The following is a 22,725-nucleotide window of genomic DNA, read 5'->3' on the forward strand; positions in this document are numbered from 1 at the left end:
AGCAAACTCATAGACAAGAGTATGGCAACATCTATAGCTCAATTCATGCCACAATAAGATAACTGCATTATTAGTTGCATTGCATTGATTGCTATTAATTTCTATATATAAATATAAACAAATATTTATAAACCATCTGTTATAAACACTACCAAAAAACTAAAAAAGTACAGCCTAGTTTTTCATAAAATCACAATACTCTAGTTAATTTCACGACTCAAAAAATAATCTTGATAACACAACAAATATTAATACAACCTAAATTAGATGTTTGGTGAATATAGCTAAAACAGTCAATATTTTACTTGATTATTATTTAGGTATTTCCCCGCCATCATTTATCAACACATCTCGTGACCCATATCACTTATTGCAACATTTAAGATTGATCCTACATCACTAAACACTAGTATCTGCTATGTTGCGGCTGCAACACGATTTATCAACATATTATAACAATACGGAAACCTCCCTATGACCTGGACCCAAACATACACGCCACTCGGTAGCTTGTGGCTAACCGCAATGGTTGCTTTACTGCCTATTGTGTTTTTCTTCCTAGCCTTAACTGTGTTAAAACTTAAAGGCTATATCGCTGGGGCATTAACCTTATTAATTGCCTTAGCAGTCGCGATACTCGCCTACAAAATGCCTATTAGTATCGCGCTTGCTTCTGCTATATATGGTTTTAGTTATGGGCTATGGCCGATTGCTTGGATTATTATTACCGCAGTATTTTTATATAAAATCACCGTTAAAACAGGTCAATTTGAGGTTATTCGCTCGTCAGTCATCTCAGTCACGGAAGATCAACGATTACAAATGCTATTGGTTGGCTTTTCATTTGGAGCCTTCCTCGAAGGTGCTGCGGGTTTTGGGGCACCTGTTGCTATTACAGCTGCGTTACTTGTCGGGCTTGGATTCAATCCATTGTATGCAGCAGGACTTTGCTTAATCGCAAATACGGCACCCGTCGCCTTTGGAGCTATGGGTATCCCAATTATCGTAGCGGGCCAGGTTTCATCACTAGACCCATTCCATATTGGACAACTCGCTGGCCGTCAGTTGCCAATATTATCGATTATTGTCCCCTTCTGGCTCATCGCAATGATGGATGGCATCAGGGGAATACGTCAAACTTGGCCCGCAACATTAGTAGCAGGCGTTTCATTTGCGATCACCCAATTTTTGACCTCAAACTTTATCGGCCCCGAATTACCCGATATTACTTCGGCGTTAGTCAGTCTAATTTGTTTAACGTTATTTTTAAAAGTCTGGCAACCAAAAGAAATATTCAATTTCTCAGGAATGAAAAAAAGAATTACTACCCCTAAGTCTACTTTTTCTAATAGCCAGATATTTAAAGCATGGTCTCCCTTTATTATTCTCACGGCGATTGTAACCCTGTGGAGTCTTAAAGATGTACAACTGGCATTAAGTTTTGCCACTATCAGTATTGAAGTACCTTACTTACATAATCTCGTTATCAAAAGTGCGCCTATTGTCGCTAAGGAAACCCCTTATGCAGCAATATATAAACTTAATTTATTAGGCGCTGTTGGAACAGCCATTTTAATCGCAGCAATGATCTCAATTGTGGTCCTTAAAATGTCAGTAAGTAATGCACTGACATCCTTTAAAGACACTTTAATTGAATTAAAATTCCCGATATTGTCAATTGGATTAGTATTAGCATTTGCCTTTGTTGCAAACTATTCAGGTCTATCTTCAACCTTAGCACTCGTGCTCGCAGGCACTGGCGTGGCATTCCCCTTCTTCTCACCATTCTTAGGTTGGTTAGGGGTGTTTTTAACAGGTTCAGACACCTCATCAAATGCCCTATTTGGTGCGCTGCAAGCCAATACAGCAAACCAAATAGGTGTAACACCGGAGTTATTAGTCGCCGCAAACACTACGGGAGGAGTAACGGGCAAAATGATTTCGCCACAATCTATTGCCGTTGCTTGCGCTGCAACGGGATTGGCGGGTAAAGAATCAGATCTTTTCCGCTTTACGCTAAAGCACAGTCTATTTTTCTGTACTTTCATTGGCGTGATCACAGTTGTATAGACTCTTAAATAATGATCAGAAACCAATTAAACCGAGATTAGATAAAATTTGGCCTGAATAAATGAGATCGATTGAGGAACGGCGCGGGTTTGCTGGGTGAGTTGTTCAGGCTACCGCGCCGTTTTTGTATCTGATTGGTGCGATCTCAATTTTGATCAATGGCGATCCAATTTAGGCAAATGCCGCTAAAAAAGTGATCACTGTGATTTAAACCTATGTGACGTTTAAAAGAGGTTTAAATTTTAATCCCCAATATCCTTCGAGATGTGAACAACCTGCCCAACAACATGGAAGTTATGCTGTTCAGTCTTAGGCACTTCGATTGGCGGGTATAAAGGGTTATCACTCAATAAAAGCCAAGCATTTGGTTTAACCTGAACGCGTTTAACCCATAGTTGGTTATCACTGCGTATCACATAGATATTGCCATCTGTAAGCTCGGTGCGTTGCATATTAATTAGCAAGGTATTGTTATTGCTAATGATGGGTTCCATGCTATCGCCCTTGGCCCATACTACTACTAAGTCCTTTTCAGCAAAGCCTCGCCATTTAAGCCACCGCTTTCTAAATGCAAGATGACGGCTAGGCTCAACTTCATCCGAACCTTCACTCCCCCAACCAGCAGACACCTGAACGCTATAGCCTGGTATCAAGGCGAACTCAGATAGAAAGTCTCTATTAGCTACATAGCCACCGCAAGCCCCTTCAGTGACTTGATGCTGATGGTGTTGTTGTTCAACTTCATTGGGGTACTTTGCTCCTTTCCCTGTTGCTAGCCATTCAACAGTGACTCCGCCCGCCTCAGCTATCGCAATAAGCCTTTCTACGTTTGGTGTTGAATCATTCTCCACATACTTCTTTATTACAGGCGGAGACAGATTCGCTCTCAATGCGAACGAACGAACACTTTCATTACCAATGACCAGACGTAATCGATCGCAAAAACGTTCATGTTCAACCTGTGAACTTGAATGCAATCGTTCATGTTTGTTTTCTTCGTTCATGTTTATATTAAACCATTGATTTAAAAGCAAATGTGTTCAAATGTTGAGTTTTACAGCCAAAAATAAACATGAATGTTTCGATTTAACTTGAAATCAAACGTGTTTATGAATATATTTGTGTTAACTGTTTAGTAAATCTCACAAATAAAAGGGCAAAAAAATGGATAAGCAAAAACCTATCCCAACCCAAATCACTGACTGGCATCACGCTGACATTATTGCCGCCCTGAAAAAACAAGGTACCAACTTAACCCAAGTTGCAAAGGCCGCTGGTTACAGTAATGCGGGTACATTGTGGAATGCATTAGCAAGAAAATGGCCTAAAGGCGAACGCATTATCGCCACTGCGATTGGTGTTGAACCTAACGTAATTTGGCCAAGCCGCTATTTACATCCTAACAAATGCAATGTTAGCACAAATGATTGTGTAAACGCACAAAACACACAAAACACACAAAACACACAAAAGGAAGTCGCATGAGTCCATTTGTGTTCGCTCCACTTTCATATATGCACTTGATCAATGGTAGTCAGGCGATCGCAGCTTTCATAGCGGCAAGATCTGGCTTTGTTTGGAATACCTCCTTAAAGGCATAACCCAATGAGTAGACGCAACTGGAAAAAGGTACGAGCAAATAATCTGCGCCACTCAATGGAGTTGTGCTTAGAGTTTGCCCGCGAAAAACAAAACCTTTCAGTAGACCGCGTTGCCGATCTGATGGGTTTGCCTAGCAAGTGGACGCTATATAAATGGCTTGAGAATGGTCGTATTCCTGCCGTATTGATCCGCCCATTTGAGCACGCCTGTGGTGCGGATTACATGACCTTGTATATCGCTGCATCTAGCAACCGCCTCGTTATCGATATTCCCAGCGGCCGTAAAGCCACTAATACCGAAGTCAACGAACTACAAGGCTCGTTTAGTGAAGCTATGGGATTGCTGATCCGTTTTTACCAAGGACAAAGCGCAGCCGAAGACACCATCACTGCACTTAACAATGTGATGGGTGGCATTGCCTGGCATAGCGAAAACGTCAGTAAAAGCCAAGAACCAGAGCTGGCGATGTTCGATGGAGAAAATGAATGAGCACATCACAAAAACAATGGTTTAGTGCTGCTGAATTAATCGGTTTACCTGACATGCCTGGCACGACACAAAACATTAACGCTAAAGCCAAGCGCGAAGGTTGGACATGCCGCAAACGTGAAGGCCGTGGCGGTGGTTTTGAATATCACCTCAACAGTTTACCGCCTGCCGCTAAAGCCAAGTTGCTTGCACAGCAAGGCAAGATTGAGCTTAACGGTACTGTGCTGAATGCCCCAAAACCTAAATCCGCGCGTGAGCGTTACGATGCCGCTAGCCTTTGGCAATTGTGGGAACGTGCGGGCGAACACGCCCAGTCTGTTGCCAAAGCCAAACTGGCTTATGTGAGTGCCTTTTATGCACTAGTGGAATCCGGTACCAACAAGATGGCGGCGTATGAACATATCGCCGCTGAGTTTGAACTTGCAGTGCCAACCCTGCGCCGAGATTGCAAAAAAGTCGCTGGCTTTGATAAAGCCGATTGGGCACCGCAGTTGCTGACCAAAAACAAAATTGCGGCCATGAACAACGCCGCTAACCGTTTAGCCCCCGTGAGTGATGAAGCGTGGGAATGGTTTAAAACCGACTACCTGCGGTTAGAACAACCTAACTTTGCCACTAGCTATTGGGCCTTGTTAGACACAGCCAAAAAACACAACTGGGAAGTACCCTCGGTTGATAGCTTAAAACGTCGCTTAGATAAAGAAGTGCCACACGAACAGCAAGTGATGTTACGCCAAGGCGAACACGCATTGATGCAACTCTACCCAGCACAGCAACGTACCGTGCTGGATATCGAGGCTATGGAGTGGATCAACGGTGACGGCTATCAACATAACGTGTTTGTTCGCTGGCATAACGGTGAAATCCTACGACCAAAAACGTGGTTTTGGGCAGATATTCGCACCCGCAAGATCCTCGCTTGGCGCGTTGGTGTGTCTGAAAACACCGACACGATTCGCCTGTCGCTAATGGATGTGGTCAATCAATATGGCATCCCCAAACATATCACTATCGATAACACCCGCGCAGCCGCCAACAAGTGGATGACAGGCGGCGTGCCGAATCGTTTCCGTTTTAAAGTCAAGCCTGACGACCCTATAGGTTTGATCCCCTTGCTTGGGATCACCCTGCATTGGTCGAGCGTGATTTTAGGTAAAGGTCATGGTCAAGCTAAGCCAATCGAACGCGCTTTTGGCGTGGGCGGTTTAGGCGAATTTGTAGATAAAAACATTGCCTTTGATGGGGCATCCACAGGCGCAAACCCAATGGCAAAACCCGATAACTATGGCAGTACAGCCGTTGCTGCCGAGGTGTTTATGCGGGTATTAGCCGAAGGCGTTCAGACCTTTAACCAAAGGCCAAACCGTGAAACTGAAGTGTGTCGCGGCGTAATGTCATTCGACGAAGCCTTTGTTGCCAGTTATCAAAACGCCACGGTGCGTAAAGCTAATGCGGAACAAAAACGAATGCTGTTACTCAGCGCCGAAGCGGTACGTGTTAGCAGCCAAGCAACGATAGTGCTCGATGCGGGCGGCGCGGTTGCCAGCCGTAAAAACCGTTATCACCACGAGGCTTTATATAGCTATGTCGGCCAGAAGATCGTCGCCCGCTTTGACCCCGATAATCTGCACGGCATGGTGGTGTGTTACACGCTGTCTGGTCTGCTGATCTGTGAGGCCAACTGTATTCAAGCGACTGGCTTTGGTGATACCGATGCCGCCCGCGAACACACTCGCCACCGTACCCAATTCACCAAGGCTAATAAGTTAGCTGCCAAAGCACATAAGCGCATGAGCAACCTTGAAGCCGCTGAGTTAATGCGCGGGGTTGAACCTGAGCCGCCTTTAACACCAGCAGCCACCGAGATAGTGCATATCCGACACGGTAATACCGTGCGCACTGTCGCCGCCCAGCCAGAGGCTGAAAACTTTGAAGAGGCCTTTGCACTAGGCGTATCGGCGTTGTTTGCCGAGAAAAATAAAAACCGACTTTAACACCCGTTTAAACCCAACTTAATCAGCTCTTACCCGAAATGGAAAAGGAAAAAATATGATGAACAAGGTTGTCAGTATTTCTCAATCAGAAGTGAAACCAGACCAACAGCAGCAGGTTATCGACACCATTAAAGGGATGATCGATAGCAAAAAAGTCACCCAGACGAAACTGGCAAAAGAGATAGATATGAGCACTAGCGTGATCAGCCAGTACCTCAACGGTAAATATGATGGCGTCGGTGGCGATGCTGCGGGTGTGGCTGAAAAGCTCAGCGCATGGCTTGCCCTGCAGACGAACCGCGCCACAAACCCTGTCGCACCTAAGTTTGTACAAACTCAAACTGCAAACCAAATCCATACCGCACTAGCCTATGCCCATGCAGCTGAGTGTATCAGCGTGGTATTTGGTGCCTCGGGCGTGGGTAAAACCACAGCGGCTAAACACTACGCCAACGATAACCCTAACGTGTGGATGATCACCGCTTCACCCAGCGCATCCAGCCTCAGCGAATGCTTGTATGAACTGGCATTAGAACTCGGTATGGACGATGCGCCGCGCCGCAAAGGCCCATTGGCTCGCGCCATTAAGCGCCGTCTCATGGGTACGGGTGGACTCGTGATCATCGATGAGGCGGATCATTTGGATTACGCCACCCTCGAAGAACTGCGCATTTTGCAGGAACAAACCCAAGTCGGCATGGTGCTGGTTGGTAATAACCGCGTTTATGCCCAGCTAACAGGTGGCCGCCGCAATGAAGATTTTGCCCGCTTGTTTAGCCGTATCGCCAAAAAAGTCGGCATTCATAAAGCCAAGAAAAACGATGTGACCGCTATCGCTACTGCTTGGGGCATTCACGGCGATAGCGAACGCGCCCTGATGACTCAAATATCAGAACGCCCAGGTGCGCTGCGTCTGCTCAATCAAACCCTACGCCTTGCCGCCATGATGGCCAGCGGCAGCAATAGCTCTATTGGCGTTACCCATTTACGCGCCGCCTTTAAAGACCTCGAAGGCGTGGAATAACCCCGATACCTAACCCGTTTAAGCATAAGCAAGGAGCAAGACATGAGACACCAAAACCCTAAATTCGATGTGATTAGCGCCCTAAGACTGCGCGGTATGAAGGTAATCCACAGTGGCGTGAAAGTCGTGCAAATCGACAAGCCAACCGCTGATTTTCGCCGCATGGCTGTGGACATTATCGAGAACATTAAAGGCATTCGTCGCCGTTGTATGGCGGTGCAATTTCACGGCGTGACAGTGCGTTGGGAAGAGTAGATATGGATGACTTTATTTGTTTAGAGGTTGATAGAGAGTTTGACGGCCAAGCAGGGATGTTCCTTTGGTGGGGTGATACAAGTGATCCGAATGAGATGACCTTTTACTTCACCAATAGAGCGCAGTGGCGCGCCATTAACTCTATAGCTAGAACCATCGCTCGCTATGGATATTGCCGAGTAAAGGTTGATGATTCGTTCCAATTAATCGAACCAAATGACGGTTCAGTAATATCAATTAATTCATAAGGGATAAGCACATGGCCAAGCTGATTATTGAAATTAACGATGCGGCGATTGATGACGTTTGCGGCATCGAATGCAGCATGAAGATAGAAGCTGCACCCGAAAGTGAACGAAAACTTTCTGATGCCACCGTCTTAGTTCTCGCAAAAACAATGAAAAATATATTGCCAGAAATCACCAAGGCATTAGTTGAACAAAACGCTGGTCGCAAAGTAATGAGTACCGAAGTGGTTCAGGGCCAGTCTTTATCTCAGATGCTAGACGAACACACCGCATCTAGAAAAGCACATTAATTAAGGAATGAATATGAACACCCAAGATATTTCAACCCACAACCAAGCCGCTATTCCGCAGGGCTATCGCAAAAACGCGGTAGGCGATTTGGTACATGAAGACCGTATTAAGGCCGTGGATAAACTGCGCGATGAAGTTGTCACGGAAATATTGAGCGCCTCCAAATTACTACGTCAAGCCATGCTCGATTTCAAATTAACGACCATGGCAAAGATTGCTGATTTTGTTGATATCTCAGCAGAAGAATACGGCGTTAAATATGGAGGAAGCAAAGGTAACGTGACGCTAACCAGCTTTGATGGCCGTTATCGCATTATCCGCGCTGTGGGAGAACACCGCGTATTTGATGAGCGTTGTCAAACCGCTAAGGCACTGATTGATGATTGTATTAAAAGTTGGAGTAGTGGTGCGGATACTCGCCTGATTGCGATTATTGAGCATGCTTTTCGAGTGAATAAGCAAGGTCTCATAGACGTTAATCAAGTGCTTCGTTTACGCCAACTCGATATTGATGACATCAAGTGGAAACAGGCCATGGACGCCATAGCCGACGCGATTCAAATCACAGGCACTAGCCAGTACCTGCGCCTATATGAGCGCCAACCCAACGGCAAATACATCCAACTCCCATTGGATATCAGCACCCTTTGATATAAGCGAAACCCGCCTCAATCTTGAGGCGTGGTCTATCCAGCGTAGTGGCTGGGTACTGATGAGCAGCTAACACATACGAGGATGAAGATGATGAAAACCAAGAAAACAGTCGAAAGTACCGAATATATCAGAACCGCATCAGATGCCGCAGAGCAAGAGCGTACAGGCAACTATGGTATTGCCACTTTGCTTTGGGGCCAAGCACGAAAACTGGCTAGTTCAATAACGAATTACGATTGGGCCGACTCTCGTATGGCTTTCTGCCATGTACGCCAACTACGTAAATAAGGACAGAGAAAATGGCGATCACAAAGGAACAATGGCAACAGCTTGAAACGGAAATGGCGGGTAGCTTTGTCAATGTTAAGTTCAGCTATCAAGGTCATGAGATCAGTGTTCAGCGTGAGCGTAAGAGCGAATCATCAACAGAGTTGGCGGTTTACATTGATGGTTATATCAAAGGCGGTTGGATTTGCTCACCTGAGAATCAACCAGAAGATACACCTAAGATTTTGCCGCAGGTTTGGAATACCAAAACTCGTAGCGCTTATTCACCTAAGAAAATTGCTGATTTAGAAAAGAAATTTGGCAAGCGTAAAGCTAAAGAATACTTCCCAAATTTGCATCATAAGGTTGGTGTTTTAATGCCATTTTTTTCGAAAGCCTCCGTACTCTGCCGCCAGTTTAAAAAGCTTGAAGGCTTAGCGCTTACTCACGCTTTTTTACTAGACGAGCCGGAATAAGAACTTATTTGATTATGCGAAACGAGCAAGGTGCTGTGGTGCCTTGCCTGTCTATCCAGCGTAGTGGCTGGGTACTGATGAGCAGCTAACAAAAAGAGCAAAGATGAATGACACCCTATGCTAAACGCTTACTCAAATATGCCATTGCGAACTGCCCAGTTAGGCCCGTTCGTAAAGGGAAAACTAAGGCAGAACTGCTCGCCGATCGTGAGCTTTGGGCTGTTAACTTTTTAAATGCAGCAACACCGAATTGGCAGCAGCTTAAGAGTCAGCCTAAAGCCATCAAGATAGTATCCAGTGCGACAACCGATGAGGATGACGAATGTTAGAAACTAATCAAAAAGCCCCTGTGCAGACTAATGCGCAGGCGCACCCAGTCGCTCAACACAAGAAGCGCCTTATCACCTTAATCAATGTGGCTAAGGGATCATTGCAGCTCGATGAGGCTATCTATCGTGCCATGCTGAAAAATGCCACGGGTAAAGACTCCTTGCGGGTAATGAGCCTGCCAGAGCTTGAACAGGCGCTAGAAGTGTTTAAACAAAAGGGCTTTAAACCTACTGTAACCAACAATAAAACAGCGGTTAAACGCCGTTTAAGTCCTGCTGCGGGTAAAAGCAAATTGGCAAGCATAGATAAAATACGTGCCATTTGGATCTCCATGGGCCACCACTTAGTTATCCAGGATAACAGTGAATCGGCGCTTGATGCCTATGTGCGTCGCATGACGCTACGCAGTAAAAATGAGGGCGTTGATGCCACCCCATGGATGACAGAACCGCAAGCCTACAAGGTACTTGAAAGTCTGAAAAACTGGCATAAGCGCGTACTTATCGAGCGCATTATTGCCCGTGGTGAGCGTTTAAAAATGAATGAAAACGGCACTCGCCCTGCAAGTTATGAGGTGATTGTTGCCCAGTATGAGGGCCACCTATGAAACTCTGCCGTTGCCCTGTATGCCACAGTAATATCCACTTAGATGCCTTAGTGAATGACGATGCGGCGCGCGAGCTGCTCGCCACACTTGCACCGATGGACGGTGCCACTGGGCGGATTCTAATGAACTACATCGGCTTATTCCGCCCCGTAAAAAGCGACTTGAGTTTTAACCGTGCGCTCACACTGGTGAACGACACACTGGCGCTAACCTCAAACCGAGACTGGTTACGTGCGGCGTTAGAAGAGACGGTGATCAAACTTCGCACTGCCAGAACTGAAGGTAATGCAAGACCACTAACCAACCACAATTACTTAAAAAAAGTGCTTGAAAGCATTAGCCAGCACTCAATTACCCCTGTGGCTGCGCCCGCTGCAAACGCAAAGCCAAGCTATGAGATCACCAGCTACGGCCGTCCTGAAAGCTTGGCTGAAACCAAAGCCAAGTTTGATGCACAGATGGCGCAATTTAAGGCAAAAGCTAAGAAGACCAAGGCAACAGAACAAGGAGGCACCAATGCTGAATGAACAAGGTGAACAACTGGATTTACTTTCGACCAGTGCCGCTGAACTTGAGCAAGCATTGGCGACATTAGCCACACTCAAGCCAGATGAACGTGAAGATTTTATTCGCCGCTGGCCATCGACCCTGCAAAGCCTTTGCGATGTGATGCGAGTGACGCTTAAGCAACATAATATTGTCGATGCAGATAATGTGAGCGAAGCCTTAGCGACCAGTTTGAGTGCTTATTTAGGTGGCCGTGACGTATATATTCCCAACGGAGAACGTCTTAAAAATGCCCTGCGCGATATCCGAATTTGGCGCGAGTTTAAGGGCAACAACCTTGAGCAATTAAGCCGCGATTATGGCTTAACCGAGCGAAGAGTGAGCGAGATTGTGGCCGAACAGCGCGCGGCATTTTTCGCAAGAAAGCAAAGGCGGTTGTTTTAGATTTATGCTGTTGCTGCGTCATCCTATTCTTGGTGATAGGATGATTGGCAATTTTGATAAAAAGGACTTTATATGAAAAAACTCTTACTCATTATTATTGTTATCGGCATTGCTTATTTGTTGATGCCTGTTTCCGTTAGTGGCACTTTGTATGTCGTAACAAACTCCGCCAATGTAGTGCCGATGCCTATCACTCAGATCAAGGTTTACCCGCTCAAAGAATTCAAGAAAGCTCTGTTCGATAAACAAAGTTATGCAAATAAAGAGTGTATGGGACTGCCTGATAAAAATGAGGTCGAATTAGCTTATCTTAATGGCGGTCCTAACCGAGATAATGCTAAGGAAAATTATGAACTTATTGTGTCCTGTGAAACTGCTACTTTGTTGAAAGATATTAAATTTCCTGCGGATGAGACCATTCTGACCGATAAAGACGGGAAATTTGATTTTACGCGCTCGCGCCTTGATAGTGTCGTATTAGTTGCGGAATCAAAGCGACAAGTCGGCTTGGGAACTGAAGAATACCTATGGTTAAGGGTGGTTCCTCGAGATGGCATCTTAAGTCAGAAAATTGAAATTAATAATAAAAATTTAGTGCAAGATATTGATGTAAGAACAATCCAGCTTTAGTGGCTCCTAACAAATTTCAAGGATTAATTATGAGAACGGTAAGCGTATTTGCAGCATGTAAAAGTTACAGAGAAACCTTGAAGCACTTTGATACTTTAGTGGAGAAATTCCAAGAGTATCTCTCTGTTAATTCATTTGGTAATAGTTCCGTAAACACAAAGGTTAAGCAGTTTCAGGTACTTGGTGAAACAGTGGAAGTATCCATTACTCCAATGGCATCTGAGTTTATAATTGGTAATGTTGAATTTAAGTTAATACTTGATAGGCGAGACAAACCATTTAATAAGAAAACGCTATTACAGATTTACCTCAACTCTAAAGGTGATTTTGGCTTGGAATTGAATGAAAAAAATGAGCTCATCTATGCTTCCAATATAGAAGCTGACAACGATACGGATTTATACATAACACTCGTTGTGCTAAAAAATCTCCTTGATCATTTTGGCATCCAAACACACTAACAAACTAATCCCGAAACCTTTCCAATCCGCTCCAAACCCTTAAGCCGAGACAATGAACCCATGTTCACTGTCTCGGTTTTTTTATGGCCTTTGTCACCCACAACAACTATCGCAGCGGCGTTAACAGTATGCCGATTGCGAATGCGCAGCCCAAACGCATTCAAAGCCGAGTCTATCGCCAGTGCGCTAAGGACGGTTTTAATGCCCGCATCAAGGCGGAGTTAGCAGGCGATGTGCCTGCCACCGTACCCTTGTACAGCCACAGCCTCACCCGCCAAAGCTACTTTTATCAAGGCTGGTATGCCGTCACTCACCTCCATATTTTAAAAGCCCGCGAGCAACGCAAGGCACAAGCTATGGCGGTGCCTAATGAACAGTAAACTCAAGGCGATTTTACTAGCCGCTGGCTTAAGTTCGGCAGCCATCACTGGCGCACAGCTTACCGATAAATGGGAAGGCAATAGCCTGAGCGTCTATGTCGATGCGGTGGGCGTACTTACCGCCTGTCGTGGCCATACGAGCAAAGACTTAAAGCTTGATCAAATCTTCACCGAGCAGCAATGCATGGAGATCTTTGCCAAGGATATCGCCAAGGAGGATAAGCAGTTGCTCAGCCTCACTGCGCCCGTAACGCTCACCCACAGCGAGCACGCCGCCTATTTATCGTTTTTGCACTGGGCGGGATACGGCAACTTTGCCAGCTCAACCCTACGTAAAAAGCTCTTAGCTGGGGATCGTGTGGGCGCGTGCAAGGAGCTAACCCAAGCCTGTTCAACCAATAAGCAAACGGGTGAGCGCGTCTGTAATGGCTGGACGTATGGCACCGACCTATTCGGTAACAAGGTGCGCCTTAATGGCCTCATCAAGCGCCGTGCAGAAGAGCAAACCATTTGCCTAAGCGAACTGGGCCTCTCGCAATCAGCTGGGGGCGCGCAATGAATCCCTCACAAATCATCAGCACTGTGCAGTGGATATTTTTGTCACTGGCATTAGTCATCATCGGGCTGATGTACCACCAACAGCAGAGCACTAAGAGCCAGCTCACCCAAGCGTTAACTGACAATGCTGCCCTGCAACAGAGCGCCGACACCCTAGCGGTAGGGCTGCAAGATGCCAACGTTGAACGCTTTGCCCTAAAAGCCGAAGGCGAAACCCTCGCTCTGCAGGTGCAAACCGTCGAACTGCAAAAGGCCGCGTTAGCTACCCGTAATCAAGATCTTAACCACCAACTGACCCAGCTACTTGAGGACGCCCAGGATGAACAAACGCAAGCATGGCGTGTGGCTAGCGTGCCTAACGATGTTGTGCGCGTGTACGACAACGCCGCCCGCTGTGCGTTACGTGCCTATTTACAAGACCCAATATGTGTTGCCGCCCGAAGTACTAATGCGCGAGTGCAACGTCACTCAGGTTCCACTACAGGTATTGCAGTGCCTGCAAACCCAGAAGGAACAGTGCCTATCCAACCCAAAGTCAGCGGGGCTAATGCTCTCGCTACTCACTGACCTTGGGCAATGCAACCTCGACTGGCAAGCCCTGCACGATTGGCGGCAACGCCATCAAACTGACCAAACAAAATAAGGAACCCCATGGACGAAACCGACTGGGCTAGCAATATGGAAACCCGCGAGCGAGCTGCCTGTGTTGATGCAGTTCGGGATGCCGCCAGGCACAAACAACACAGCACTGGCAATGGCATCTGTATTGAGTGCTTAGAGCCAAATGAGCCACAGCGGCTTAACGAGTTGCGCTGTATTAGTTGCCAACAGGATGAAGATAAGCGCCAGAAGATGCGCTATGGGAAGCGTTTATGATCGAATCGCTATTTGAATTTTTTGCTAAGTATTGGGGATTTATTGGCAGCGTGATTAGCGTTTTATGCGCATTGCTGATGGCGTGGTTTAGCACTCGCTTTACCCCGCGCATTGAGCACGAAAAGGTGGTCCAAATGGTTGCCGGAATCGACAAGCGCCTTAGCGAAACCGAATTGGTATTGGAGTACATACCGACCCGTCCAGAGTTCCATGATCTCGATAAAAACCTAGTGGGCTTAGTTGAACGGCTTGGATCAATGGAACAGGGCATTAACCGACTCGAAAAAAAGACCGACATGCTTCTCGAAAACGAACTGAAAGGAGGCCATTAATGGCGATGCAGCAAATTATCAATGAGCACCAACGCCTAGTGGTGCTTCGATTACTGACAGAAGCGGGAGCCTTCGCACTCAATGAGTCCATCTTACAAGATGGCTTGATTGCCTATGGTCTCGATATTAGCCGAGACTCGTTAAAGGTGCAGCTCGCGTGGCTGGCCGAGCAAGGGCTGATTAAAACTGAGCAAGTGGGCAAAGTGACCACGGCCACGCTAACTGGTCGCGGCCAAGATGTAGCCACAGGCCGCGCAACGGTGCCAGGCGTTAAGCGTCCACGGGCTGGAGAATAGCCATGGCAAGAGCAATCCTAAATCGTGGTGAGCTTGCAGGCATCCGCTTAGTGGCGGATTTGTTTGTGATCCGTGAACTCGAAAAGAACGTGCTTGCTAAAAACGAGCACGTTAAGCCGCACATCAAAGCGCTAAACCAGCGCCTTAAAAAGGCAGTTCACAAGGTGTTTGCGGCAGAAGCCGAACTACAGAAGCAAGTCCACTTAGTTCGTGCGCAGTGGCTGCGAGAATGGGAGGGGTTAGACGATGGCGAGTGAAACCCGAGGCCGACGATCTAAGGTGGATTTACTGCCTGATCCTATCCGCAAAAAGCTCGATGCGGGGCTGCGTAATGGCTCGATTCAGCAGATTGATTTGCTCGATGAAATCAATGCGCTGATTAAAGCTGCAGGCTTACCTGAGGAAAACCAGCTTTCCCGCGCGGGCATTAACCGCTATGCCACCAAGATGGAAGCCGTGGGTAAATCCCTGCGGGAAATGCGTGAGATCACCCAAGTGTGGACGGCAGAGCTGGGTGACAAGCCCACGGGTGAAGTGACTAAACTCATTCTCGAAATGGCGCGTTCGCAGCTGTTTAAAGCCCTATTAAACCAAGATGAAACGGGCGAAGGTGCCGACGTTGGCATGATTAAAGACGCCATGTTAGCGGTGCAGCGTTTGGAGTCTGCTGCCATGGCCAGCCATAAGCGCGAGAAAGAGATCCGCACCGCGTTCGCGGCCGAAGCGGCTAATGCCGCCGAGAAGGTCGCGAAAACCGCAGGCTTAACCAGTGATGCCGTGGCCTTGCTTAAGCGCGAAATACTGGGGATTGCATGATGAGCGTAACCACTATTGCCACTATTCACTACTTATGCCACTGGGTACTAATCACTGCGCCGTGTTCCACAGCAGTGCTTGGATTGATGGACGGTATCAGATCTGAATTACCAAGGATCAGAAAAGAATACTGGGGATTGCCTGATGACCATTAAGAAAAAGGTGTTAGCGGCCGCGACTGCGGTAGCGCTAGCCATCACGCCAACGGCAAGCAGCTTTGATCCCACGTATGAGGCAAGTTGCCTAAGTCGCTTTGATCCTAAAGAGGTGCTGCTCGGTTATCAGAAACGCTGGATAGCCGACGAGTCACCGCTGAAAATTGCCGAAAAGTCGCGCCGAACTGGACTCACTTGGGCCGAAGCTGCCGATGCTTCTTTAACTGCAGGCGCTGCCCGTGGCCAAGGCGGTACTAACCATTTTTATGTGGGCAGTAACAAGGAGATGGCAAGGGAATTTATCGACGCTGCGGCCATGTGGGCCAAAGTATTTGATAAAGCCGCAGGCGAAATCCAAGAAGAAGTGTTTGTTGATGAAGGCCAAGACGGTAAAGAGATCCTGACCTTTGCCATTTACTTTGCCTCAGGTTTTAAGGTGCAGGCGCTATCGAGTAATCCCTCGAACCTACGCGGTATGCAAGGCAATGTGACCATTGATGAGGCCGCGTTCCACGAGCGCTTGGCCGAAGTGCTAAAAGCGGCATTGGCGCTAACCATGTGGGGCGCGAAGGTACGCTTGATCTCCACCCATAATGGCATTGATAACCAGTTCAATGAGCTGATTAATGATTCCCGTGCGGGTAAAAAAGATTACTCCATTCACCGCGTCACCTTAGATGATGCCTGTAATGAGGGGCTGTATAAGCGTATTTGCCAAGTGCGCGGCATCGAATGGAGCCAAGCGGCCGAGGATGACTGGAAAGCAAAATTACTCAAAGCCACAGCTACCGAAGAGGACGCATTAGAAGAATACTTTTGCGTGCCTAAATCGGGCGGTGGTGCCTATCTTAACCGCGCGTTAATCGAAGCCCGCATGGCCAGCGTGACAGATAGCGGCCCCGTTGTTCGCCTTAAAAAAGACGATGCTTTTGGACAATGGCCAGAGGGTCTACGGGCGGCGGAGATCCTTAAATGGTGTGAGGATGAACTAAAGCCGGTTCTCGATAGCTTAGACCCTGCGCGCCCCCATTGCTTTGGTGAAGACTTTGCCCGTAGTGGTGACTTAACTGTGATTGACGTGGGGGAAATCGCCCAAGACTTGCACATTAAAACCAAGTTACAGGTTGAGCTTAAAAACATTCCCTTTCGCCAGCAAGAGCAGATCCTGTTTTACATTGTGGACCGCTTACCACGGCTGAGGGGCGGCGCGATGGATGCGCGCGGGAATGGCCAAGCGTTAGCGGAATACACCCAGGATAAATACGGCAGTGAAGTGATTGCCTGCGTGATGCTATCTGAGTCCTTTTACCGCGAGCAAATGCCACGCTTTAAAAGCCACTTTGAAGACGGGCTTATCACTATCCCAAGGGATGACGACACCAGTACTGACCTGCGGGCCTTAAGCATTAACCGACGAGGTACGCCATGCCTTGGCGATGTGCGCACAGGCCAAGAAAAAGAACGCCATGGTGATGCCGCGATCAGCCTGTTCTTGATGGTATACGCCTCCACCTTAGACGGTGCCCCCATAGAGTTCACCCCCATTCCTAGAAGTGATCACCGTAATCCGAATGCCGCAGCAAGTGCCCATGAGGATGATCATCATCAAACGCAGCGAGGTTGCTGGTAATGCAAGAAAAAACAACTGAATCACGTATTTTGGACGCCAGTGGTCGGCCGTTTAAGCAGCGTGAAGCCAAAGCACTGCAGACCGACGATGTGCGTTTAATTGGCTTGCAACGTACCTTTAGCCAGCACCCAAGTAGCGGCTTGACGCCCGCCAGTGCAGCCAATATTTTACAGGCCGCCGAGCAAGGCGATCTCATTGCTCAATGTGAACTGGCCGAAGATATCGAAGAGAAAGACGGCCACCTATATGCCGAGTTAGACAAGCGCAAACGGGCGCTGATCGGCGTGGATTACTATTTAATACCGCCCCGTAACCCGACGCCACAGGAAAAGGCCGACACTGAATATCTGCAAGAAATGCTTGAGGAAGGTAACTGGATAAAGACGCTCATTAAGTCAATGAGTGATGCCATTCTCAAGGGCTTTAGCATGCACGAGTTAGCCTGGACGCGTGAGCTAGGCGAATGGTTTATTGAAGTGCCAGAGTATCGCGATCCGTCTTGGTTTATGACTCACCCTGAGCGGCGCAACGAACTGCGGCTGCGTGATGCCACGGTCAATGGCGCTGACCTGTGGCCCTTTGGTTGGATCAAACATATTCATCCTGCCAAGTCGGGCTATGTTAGCCGCAGTGGTTTAGTGCGTCAGTTAATCTGGCCCTTTATTTTTAAAAACTACAGTGTGCGCGACTTAGCCGAGTTCCTTGAGATCTACGGTTTGCCGCTGCGTATTGGTCAGTATCCTGCAGGTGCCAACGATGAGGAAAAGCGCGCCCTGTTAAATGCAGTGATGAGCATTGGCCATAATGCGGGTGGCATTATGCCCAAGGGCATGGTGATGGATTTTGAGAGTGCCGCCACAGGTCAAGCCGATCCCTTTGATTTGATGATTAGCTGGGCTGAAAAGACCATGAGCAAGGTGATTTTAGGCGGCACCTTGACCAGCCAAGCCGATGGTAAAAGCTCAACTAATGCGCTCGGTAACGTGCATAACGAAGTGCGCCAAGAGCTGCGTGATGCTGACCTTACCCTGATTGCCGAAACCTTAACCTGCGACTTAGTGGCCCCTTTATATGCGCTTAACTGCAAGAGTTATCAAAGCCACCGTCGTCATCCACGTTTAGTCTTTGATACCACAGAAGCCGAAGACTTACGGGCCTTAGCGTATCCGCTGCGTGCGTTCGTCAGCATGGGCATGCAGATCCCACAAAACTGGCTGCATGAAAAGACCCGTATCCCTAAGCCCGCGAATGGCGAAGCCGTGCTGGTGATCCAGCAAGAAGACCCCAATGCCAGCGCTGCTAACCAGACAGCATTGGCGGCTTTAGCCGCTCAACCGTCTAGTGCCCCGTTGAGTGAACCGAGCCAAACCGCCTTAGATAAAGCCTTGGATGCACTCACTCAAGGTCAAATGAGCGAAGCCTATATGGCGATGGTAGAGCCATTACTGGCACAACTGCAGAGCGAGCCGGAGCAGCTGCGGGCGCAACTGGAAAAGGACTATCCCGCCATGGATACCGAGCAGCTTACCGAAACCTTAGCGCGGTTAATGTTTGTGGCCGAACTATGGGGAATCGCCAATGCCTAAAACCGTTGATTTAAGCATTGCCATTAACCAAGCACCCGCCGATGCGGTGGCCTATTTTCGTGCCAAAGGCTTTGCCATCAGTGACGATTGGCAAGACGTGTGGACTCGCGCTCACGCCCGTGCCTTTACGGTGGCCAAGGCGGCACAGATGGATGTGCTCACGGCGATCCGTAATGAAGTGGATGCAGCCCTAAGCCAAGGGTTAACCGCTAAGCAGTTTCAGGCCAACCTTAAACCTCAACTCGAAAAGCTCGGATGGTGGGGCAAAAAGGAAGTCGATGGCCGCGAGGTACAGTTGGGAAGTCCCTACCGCTTAAACACTATCTATCGTCAAAACCTGCAAACCGCCTACATGGCTGGGCGCTATCGGCGCATGTTGTCGCGCACCAAAACTCACCCCTATTGGCAGTATGTCGCGATAGATGACGGTCAAACACGGCCAGCCCATGCGCGGCTTAGGGGTAAAGTTTTCCGCTTTGACGATCCAATATGGGACATCATTTATCCTCCCAATGGCTGGGGCTGTCGTTGCCGCGTTCGGGCGCTCACCGAGGCGCAGGTGAAGGCGATGGGGATCACTGTGGAAAATGGCGAAGGCTATATCCATCGCTTTGACACTGAGACAGTCGCGCGCGGAACGGGTGAAGTGTTAACCGTGCCCCATGCGCGTATCGATCTGCCTGACGGTAGCAGCATGAGCCCCGATTTAGGCTGGGCCTATAGTCCAGGCGAAGCCGCCTTTGGTACCGACGTGGCCGTCGCTAAAAAGCTGGGCACTATTCAATCCCTCGATACCCGCGCGCAGTTTATTCAAGCACTCAATAATAGCCCACTGCGCCACGCCCAGTTTGCCCAATGGACGGATGAAGTCCTTGCCGCCAATCCAGGACAAAAGCGACGACCGGGCTTAGGCGTACAGGCTTTAGGTTTTATGACGCCCTCGATTCAAACCGCAGTGACAGCGCGTTTAGGGCGAGAACCTACGGCCTTACTGGCCATAGGAGAAAAGCAATTAGTGCATGCAGATAGTGCAAGGCACATTGCCGAGGGTGTTGCGTTAAGTCGTGATGAGTATCAGCAATTACCGCAGATGTTGGCAGAACCCGAGGCCGTGCTTTGGGATCGCAAGAACCAGAATCTGTTGTATGTCTATCCCGCTGCGGATGATGCAGGCAGTAAGGTCAAAGTGATTATTAACAGTGCGTGGAAGATGAAACGCCAACAGGCAATGGATGCAGTGATCAACGTCTATAAGACGGATCGAGCGAACCTGCTGCAACCAGAATATGAAGTGATTGAAGGTCGTCTGTAAGTGAGTTTGGTATAAGTGAAGTGTGGTGGCGTGGTGGGAGTCGAACCCACATACACCCTGAATGATCAGAGTCTGCTTTACCAGTTAAGAGTACACGCCACCCTGTGTTCAAGCATATCACCATTCCTCCTCGTTGACAGTGCTAAGGATAAAAAATGAACAAGGTAGAGATCGTCTTAAGTGACTCCCCAGTGCTGCAAGTGTTGGGGAGTTTGCTGGATAAGCTCGATGACTTAAGCGAACCGATGAACGATATTGCTGCCGTTCTGGAGTCCGCTACAGAGGGTGCCTTTGAGGCCGAGGCCGATCCAGTTACAGGTCAAGCCTGGGCATCTTTAAGTGATGCCTACCTTAAGGCCAACCCTAAACGCCAGGGCGGTAAGATATTACAAGCCAGTGCTGGCGGGCTAGCTGCCAGCGTAGCTGCCGACAGCGGCGACTTTTGGGCGGCCATTGGTAGCAATAAAATCTATGCCGCCATTCACCAGTTTGGTGGCACCGACGATATGCCCGCAGGCCCAGCGGGTATTCCGGCACGACCATACCTCGGCGTAAGCCGTGAGGATGAACAGTCTATGTTAGGGTTCTTGGGTGGGTATTTGTTGTAAAAAAATAAAGGCAGGGGGGAATGGTAACAAGCGTACACAATGAACTATTCAGTGTGACGAAATTTATAGAACAGTAGTATTGTGCAATTGGGTATTACTTGCTAGATTCTTGATTGTTCCCCTTTTTTAGGAGGATCTATTAACATTGGAGGTATTTATGTTCGTCGAGTGTTTTTATTTCCCTCTAACCATCATGAGAGCCGCACACGGGGGAATGAACGAAGGATAGATGCAAATCGAATGGAATTGGCATGTGGCTGCAAGGCCTTTGGCGGTGTAGGATGAGGTAACTCGTTTGATTATGGATGCCAATTCCGCCCTTCACCTATATTAAGATCTTCAGGTTAGTTTTCAAAGTAAAAGCATCATAAAGTTATTTATCCGCTAACACCCTCAGACACGATTTAAGCACATCAACTATCAACTTGGTACAACGGCTTATCTAAAAACCACTTAAACGCTTTAACAAGGATTTAAACGGGTTTTAAACTAGGTTATGCTCGCACTCATTAACCCAACAAGGACAACATTACAGGAGGTTGCATGAACTTGACTAATACATTGGTACCGAGTGGAGGTAGTCACTTTAGCTTAGGCTTAAGTAATTGGGTTAATGGTGATGGTGTAGAGCCTCCATTACTAAAGCACTTTACCGAACAAGCAACAGGTGGTGGAACTACTCAGCCTGAATCAGAAGGTGCTGGCGCAGATATTTGGATAGTGTTGATTTCGATAGCCGTAGTATTACTTAAATGGATGAGGTGTTAAGGATGACAATCAATAAGGTAATGACCAAAGGCTTTGATAACCCCTTAGCAAAATTTGATAAGGCCAATGCTAAATTGGCTCGTTTTTATAGTACGCAGAATAGAATTAGAGAAATACAAAAGGCTTTTGAATTACCTAATGCAATATCTCAAATGTTGAAAGATATTGATAATTTAACACCCCCTATAAAAGCCCTTCAGCCAACATTATGCTTGGCCACTGCAGGAACAGCATTTACGCAATCACAATCACCCAGTTTTCTTGCTCGAATGTTAGCCCCTCAAAAAGCACTTTTAGGTGACATGGCAAAGTTGCATCCTCAACTAAGTCCATTACTTACTCAATTAAGTAGTACTACCACTGGCGTGTTTATTTCTAAGTTTCTGACAGATAATTTAGATTTAATTATCCTAAAGCTACCTGCACTAAAAAGTGAACATTTAGCTTTATTGGAAGAGGCTGCCCAGAATTTTTCTGATATTCCCCCTCTAACAGAATCAAGCTTAAGTGAGCTTTCGCAAGCATTAGAAGCTGCTCAAAACGACGCTCTTACAGATGATGACTTCTGGAGAAATCTTCTAGATCAGATCAAGTCAAATCCAATTTTGCTATGGATAATTAACATTATTGTGATTCCAATGATTATTAATTTGGTTTCAGCACAGATGAACGCCACAGAACCTGTACAAGTACATTTAGAAAATACGTTTTATATAACCTTGCAGACTGTCGAAGAGGTGAAAGAGACCGCTAATAAAGAACAATGCCAAGAAGTTCTTCAAGTTTGTAGGTTTGTAGGTAACGACAAATTAAATGTGAGGTCAGATGATAATGGCAAATCTCTCATAATCGATACCATCCCATTTGGGCTGGCGGTATACGTAATTGACCGAAACGATGCGAGAACTTGGACTTACATTCAATACTATGACCAAGAAACAGAAGGTTATAAATTCGGATGGGTAGCAACTAGACATCTAAAATCCTATAAATAAATCCCGAAACCTTTCCAATCCGCTAGTTAGCTCCACTCGATCATGATGGGCACTCCAATGTTAT

At 47.4% G+C, this 22,725-nt stretch carries 32 protein-coding genes, 1 tRNA gene and 2 other RNA genes; 33 read left to right on the forward strand and 2 right to left on the reverse strand.

The annotated features are described in order from the left end of the window. Positions 1 to 474: 474 nt before the first annotated feature. Positions 475 to 2,070, forward strand: coding sequence for a lactate permease LctP family transporter (locus HQQ92_RS18960; protein ID WP_173247632.1), 1,596 nt, complete (start codon positions 475 to 477; stop codon positions 2,068 to 2,070). A 242-nt stretch (positions 2,071 to 2,312) separates the two neighbouring features. Here the strand turns inward: HQQ92_RS18960 and HQQ92_RS18965 are convergent, their stop codons facing one another. Continuing rightward, entirely contained in the window at positions 2,313 to 3,074 is a 762-nt protein-coding gene (locus HQQ92_RS18965; RefSeq protein ID WP_173247635.1) for a S24 family peptidase, read from the reverse strand. Between the two features lie 160 nt (positions 3,075 to 3,234). On the opposite strand from HQQ92_RS18965, the gene HQQ92_RS18970 reads away from it, so the two are divergent. The 29 genes from HQQ92_RS18970 (at position 3,235) to HQQ92_RS19110 (ending at position 20,290) form a co-directional block, all read left to right on the forward strand. After that, positions 3,235 to 3,555: a helix-turn-helix transcriptional regulator gene (locus HQQ92_RS18970; RefSeq protein ID WP_173247638.1), complete on the forward strand. Its 321-nt coding sequence runs from the start codon at positions 3,235 to 3,237 to the stop codon at positions 3,553 to 3,555. A 120-nt stretch (positions 3,556 to 3,675) separates the two neighbouring features. Further along, positions 3,676 to 4,161 carry a hypothetical protein gene (locus HQQ92_RS18975; RefSeq protein ID WP_131525295.1) on the forward strand — a complete coding sequence of 162 codons (486 nt, stop codon included), beginning with the start codon at positions 3,676 to 3,678 and terminating at the stop codon, positions 4,159 to 4,161. Further along, positions 4,158 to 6,155 carry a transposase domain-containing protein gene (locus HQQ92_RS18980; protein ID WP_173247641.1) on the forward strand — a complete coding sequence of 666 codons (1,998 nt, stop codon included), beginning with the start codon at positions 4,158 to 4,160 and terminating at the stop codon, positions 6,153 to 6,155. Before HQQ92_RS18975 ends, HQQ92_RS18980 begins: the two co-directional genes overlap by 4 nt. 55 nt (positions 6,156 to 6,210) lie before the next feature. Then, positions 6,211 to 7,179 (forward strand): AAA family ATPase, encoded by a 969-nt coding sequence (locus tag HQQ92_RS18985; protein WP_217272648.1) that lies wholly within the window; start codon positions 6,211 to 6,213, stop codon positions 7,177 to 7,179. A 42-nt stretch (positions 7,180 to 7,221) separates the two neighbouring features. Further along, on the forward strand, positions 7,222 to 7,434 hold the full coding sequence (locus tag HQQ92_RS18990) for a hypothetical protein (RefSeq protein ID WP_131525301.1): 213 nt from the start codon (positions 7,222 to 7,224) through the stop codon (positions 7,432 to 7,434). A gap of 2 nt (positions 7,435 to 7,436) precedes the next feature. Next, the gene (locus tag HQQ92_RS18995; RefSeq protein ID WP_173247644.1) at positions 7,437 to 7,682 is read left to right on the forward strand and encodes a hypothetical protein; all 246 of its coding nucleotides are present in this window, start codon (positions 7,437 to 7,439) and stop codon (positions 7,680 to 7,682) included. 11 nt (positions 7,683 to 7,693) lie between these two features. Next, positions 7,694 to 7,972, forward strand: a complete 279-nt coding sequence (locus HQQ92_RS19000; RefSeq protein ID WP_173247647.1) for a hypothetical protein — start codon at positions 7,694 to 7,696, stop codon at positions 7,970 to 7,972. A 13-nt stretch (positions 7,973 to 7,985) separates the two neighbouring features. Beyond that, positions 7,986 to 8,624, forward strand: a complete 639-nt coding sequence (locus tag HQQ92_RS19005; RefSeq protein ID WP_173247650.1) for a DUF3164 family protein — start codon at positions 7,986 to 7,988, stop codon at positions 8,622 to 8,624. Positions 8,625 to 8,627: 3 nt separating this feature from the next. After that, positions 8,628 to 8,699, forward strand: an RNA gene (locus HQQ92_RS19010) — hammerhead ribozyme type II. A 15-nt stretch (positions 8,700 to 8,714) separates the two neighbouring features. Continuing rightward, positions 8,715 to 8,915 (forward strand): ANR family transcriptional regulator, encoded by a 201-nt coding sequence (locus tag HQQ92_RS19015; RefSeq protein ID WP_173247653.1) that lies wholly within the window; start codon positions 8,715 to 8,717, stop codon positions 8,913 to 8,915. Between the two features lie 11 nt (positions 8,916 to 8,926). Continuing rightward, entirely contained in the window at positions 8,927 to 9,370 is a 444-nt protein-coding gene (locus tag HQQ92_RS19020) for a hypothetical protein (protein WP_173247656.1), read from the forward strand. Positions 9,371 to 9,384: 14 nt separating this feature from the next. After that, an RNA gene (locus tag HQQ92_RS19025) (hammerhead ribozyme type II) lies at positions 9,385 to 9,461 on the forward strand. Between the two features lie 16 nt (positions 9,462 to 9,477). After that, entirely contained in the window at positions 9,478 to 9,699 is a 222-nt protein-coding gene (locus tag HQQ92_RS19030; protein ID WP_131524992.1) for a hypothetical protein, read from the forward strand. After that, a complete protein-coding gene (locus HQQ92_RS19035; RefSeq protein WP_173247659.1) occupies positions 9,693 to 10,307 on the forward strand; it encodes a gp16 family protein in 615 nt (204 codons plus the stop codon). The genes HQQ92_RS19030 and HQQ92_RS19035 overlap by 7 nt, the downstream gene beginning before the upstream one ends. Next, positions 10,304 to 10,834 carry a hypothetical protein gene (locus tag HQQ92_RS19040; RefSeq protein WP_173247662.1) on the forward strand — a complete coding sequence of 177 codons (531 nt, stop codon included), beginning with the start codon at positions 10,304 to 10,306 and terminating at the stop codon, positions 10,832 to 10,834. Before HQQ92_RS19035 ends, HQQ92_RS19040 begins: the two co-directional genes overlap by 4 nt. Further along, positions 10,824 to 11,258 carry a Mor transcription activator family protein gene (locus HQQ92_RS19045; protein ID WP_173247664.1) on the forward strand — a complete coding sequence of 145 codons (435 nt, stop codon included), beginning with the start codon at positions 10,824 to 10,826 and terminating at the stop codon, positions 11,256 to 11,258. Before HQQ92_RS19040 ends, HQQ92_RS19045 begins: the two co-directional genes overlap by 11 nt. Positions 11,259 to 11,330: 72 nt before the next feature. Next, positions 11,331 to 11,888, forward strand: coding sequence for a hypothetical protein (locus HQQ92_RS19050; RefSeq protein ID WP_173247667.1), 558 nt, complete (start codon positions 11,331 to 11,333; stop codon positions 11,886 to 11,888). 29 nt (positions 11,889 to 11,917) lie between these two features. Further along, positions 11,918 to 12,349 carry a hypothetical protein gene (locus HQQ92_RS19055; protein ID WP_131525311.1) on the forward strand — a complete coding sequence of 144 codons (432 nt, stop codon included), beginning with the start codon at positions 11,918 to 11,920 and terminating at the stop codon, positions 12,347 to 12,349. 83 nt (positions 12,350 to 12,432) lie between these two features. After that, complete coding sequence (locus HQQ92_RS19060; protein WP_173247670.1) at positions 12,433 to 12,729, forward strand: hypothetical protein; 297 nt, start codon at positions 12,433 to 12,435, stop codon at positions 12,727 to 12,729. Continuing rightward, positions 12,719 to 13,288, forward strand: a complete 570-nt coding sequence (locus tag HQQ92_RS19065) for a lysozyme (protein ID WP_173247673.1) — start codon at positions 12,719 to 12,721, stop codon at positions 13,286 to 13,288. The genes HQQ92_RS19060 and HQQ92_RS19065 overlap by 11 nt, the downstream gene beginning before the upstream one ends. Further along, positions 13,285 to 13,854, forward strand: coding sequence for a hypothetical protein (locus HQQ92_RS19070; protein WP_173247676.1), 570 nt, complete (start codon positions 13,285 to 13,287; stop codon positions 13,852 to 13,854). The genes HQQ92_RS19065 and HQQ92_RS19070 overlap by 4 nt, the downstream gene beginning before the upstream one ends. 84 nt (positions 13,855 to 13,938) lie before the next feature. Further along, positions 13,939 to 14,163 carry a hypothetical protein gene (locus HQQ92_RS19075; protein WP_173247679.1) on the forward strand — a complete coding sequence of 75 codons (225 nt, stop codon included), beginning with the start codon at positions 13,939 to 13,941 and terminating at the stop codon, positions 14,161 to 14,163. After that, entirely contained in the window at positions 14,160 to 14,495 is a 336-nt protein-coding gene (locus HQQ92_RS19080; RefSeq protein ID WP_173247682.1) for a DUF2730 domain-containing protein, read from the forward strand. Before HQQ92_RS19075 ends, HQQ92_RS19080 begins: the two co-directional genes overlap by 4 nt. Then, positions 14,495 to 14,791, forward strand: a complete 297-nt coding sequence (locus tag HQQ92_RS19085) for a helix-turn-helix transcriptional regulator (protein WP_014611524.1) — start codon at positions 14,495 to 14,497, stop codon at positions 14,789 to 14,791. The genes HQQ92_RS19080 and HQQ92_RS19085 overlap by 1 nt, the downstream gene beginning before the upstream one ends. Positions 14,792 to 14,793: 2 nt before the next feature. Continuing rightward, the gene (locus tag HQQ92_RS19090) at positions 14,794 to 15,048 is read left to right on the forward strand and encodes a hypothetical protein (protein WP_173247685.1); all 255 of its coding nucleotides are present in this window, start codon (positions 14,794 to 14,796) and stop codon (positions 15,046 to 15,048) included. Next, on the forward strand, positions 15,038 to 15,607 hold the full coding sequence (locus tag HQQ92_RS19095) for a DUF3486 family protein (RefSeq protein ID WP_012089151.1): 570 nt from the start codon (positions 15,038 to 15,040) through the stop codon (positions 15,605 to 15,607). Before HQQ92_RS19090 ends, HQQ92_RS19095 begins: the two co-directional genes overlap by 11 nt. Positions 15,608 to 15,751: 144 nt before the next feature. Next, on the forward strand, positions 15,752 to 17,392 hold the full coding sequence (locus HQQ92_RS19100) for a hypothetical protein (protein WP_173247688.1): 1,641 nt from the start codon (positions 15,752 to 15,754) through the stop codon (positions 17,390 to 17,392). Continuing rightward, complete coding sequence (locus HQQ92_RS19105) at positions 17,392 to 18,978, forward strand: DUF935 domain-containing protein (RefSeq protein WP_173247690.1); 1,587 nt, start codon at positions 17,392 to 17,394, stop codon at positions 18,976 to 18,978. Before HQQ92_RS19100 ends, HQQ92_RS19105 begins: the two co-directional genes overlap by 1 nt. Further along, positions 18,971 to 20,290 (forward strand): phage minor head protein, encoded by a 1,320-nt coding sequence (locus HQQ92_RS19110; protein ID WP_173247693.1) that lies wholly within the window; start codon positions 18,971 to 18,973, stop codon positions 20,288 to 20,290. Before HQQ92_RS19105 ends, HQQ92_RS19110 begins: the two co-directional genes overlap by 8 nt. 25 nt (positions 20,291 to 20,315) lie before the next feature. Here HQQ92_RS19110 and HQQ92_RS19115 read toward each other — a convergent pair. Further along, positions 20,316 to 20,390 (reverse strand) — tRNA-OTHER (locus HQQ92_RS19115). 55 nt (positions 20,391 to 20,445) lie between these two features. On the opposite strand from HQQ92_RS19115, the gene HQQ92_RS19120 reads away from it, so the two are divergent. From HQQ92_RS19120 to HQQ92_RS19130, 3 genes are all read left to right on the forward strand, one after another. Then, complete coding sequence (locus HQQ92_RS19120; RefSeq protein WP_173247696.1) at positions 20,446 to 20,898, forward strand: phage virion morphogenesis protein; 453 nt, start codon at positions 20,446 to 20,448, stop codon at positions 20,896 to 20,898. A gap of 543 nt (positions 20,899 to 21,441) precedes the next feature. Further along, complete coding sequence (locus tag HQQ92_RS19125) at positions 21,442 to 21,666, forward strand: hypothetical protein (protein ID WP_173247699.1); 225 nt, start codon at positions 21,442 to 21,444, stop codon at positions 21,664 to 21,666. 2 nt (positions 21,667 to 21,668) lie between these two features. Continuing rightward, on the forward strand, positions 21,669 to 22,661 hold the full coding sequence (locus tag HQQ92_RS19130) for an SH3 domain-containing protein (RefSeq protein WP_173247702.1): 993 nt from the start codon (positions 21,669 to 21,671) through the stop codon (positions 22,659 to 22,661). Positions 22,662 to 22,725 lie beyond the last annotated feature (64 nt).

The sequence above is a fragment of the Shewanella sp. DC2-4 genome (assembly GCF_013248875.1).
Lineage (GTDB): Bacteria > Pseudomonadota > Gammaproteobacteria > Enterobacterales > Shewanellaceae > Shewanella > Shewanella oncorhynchi.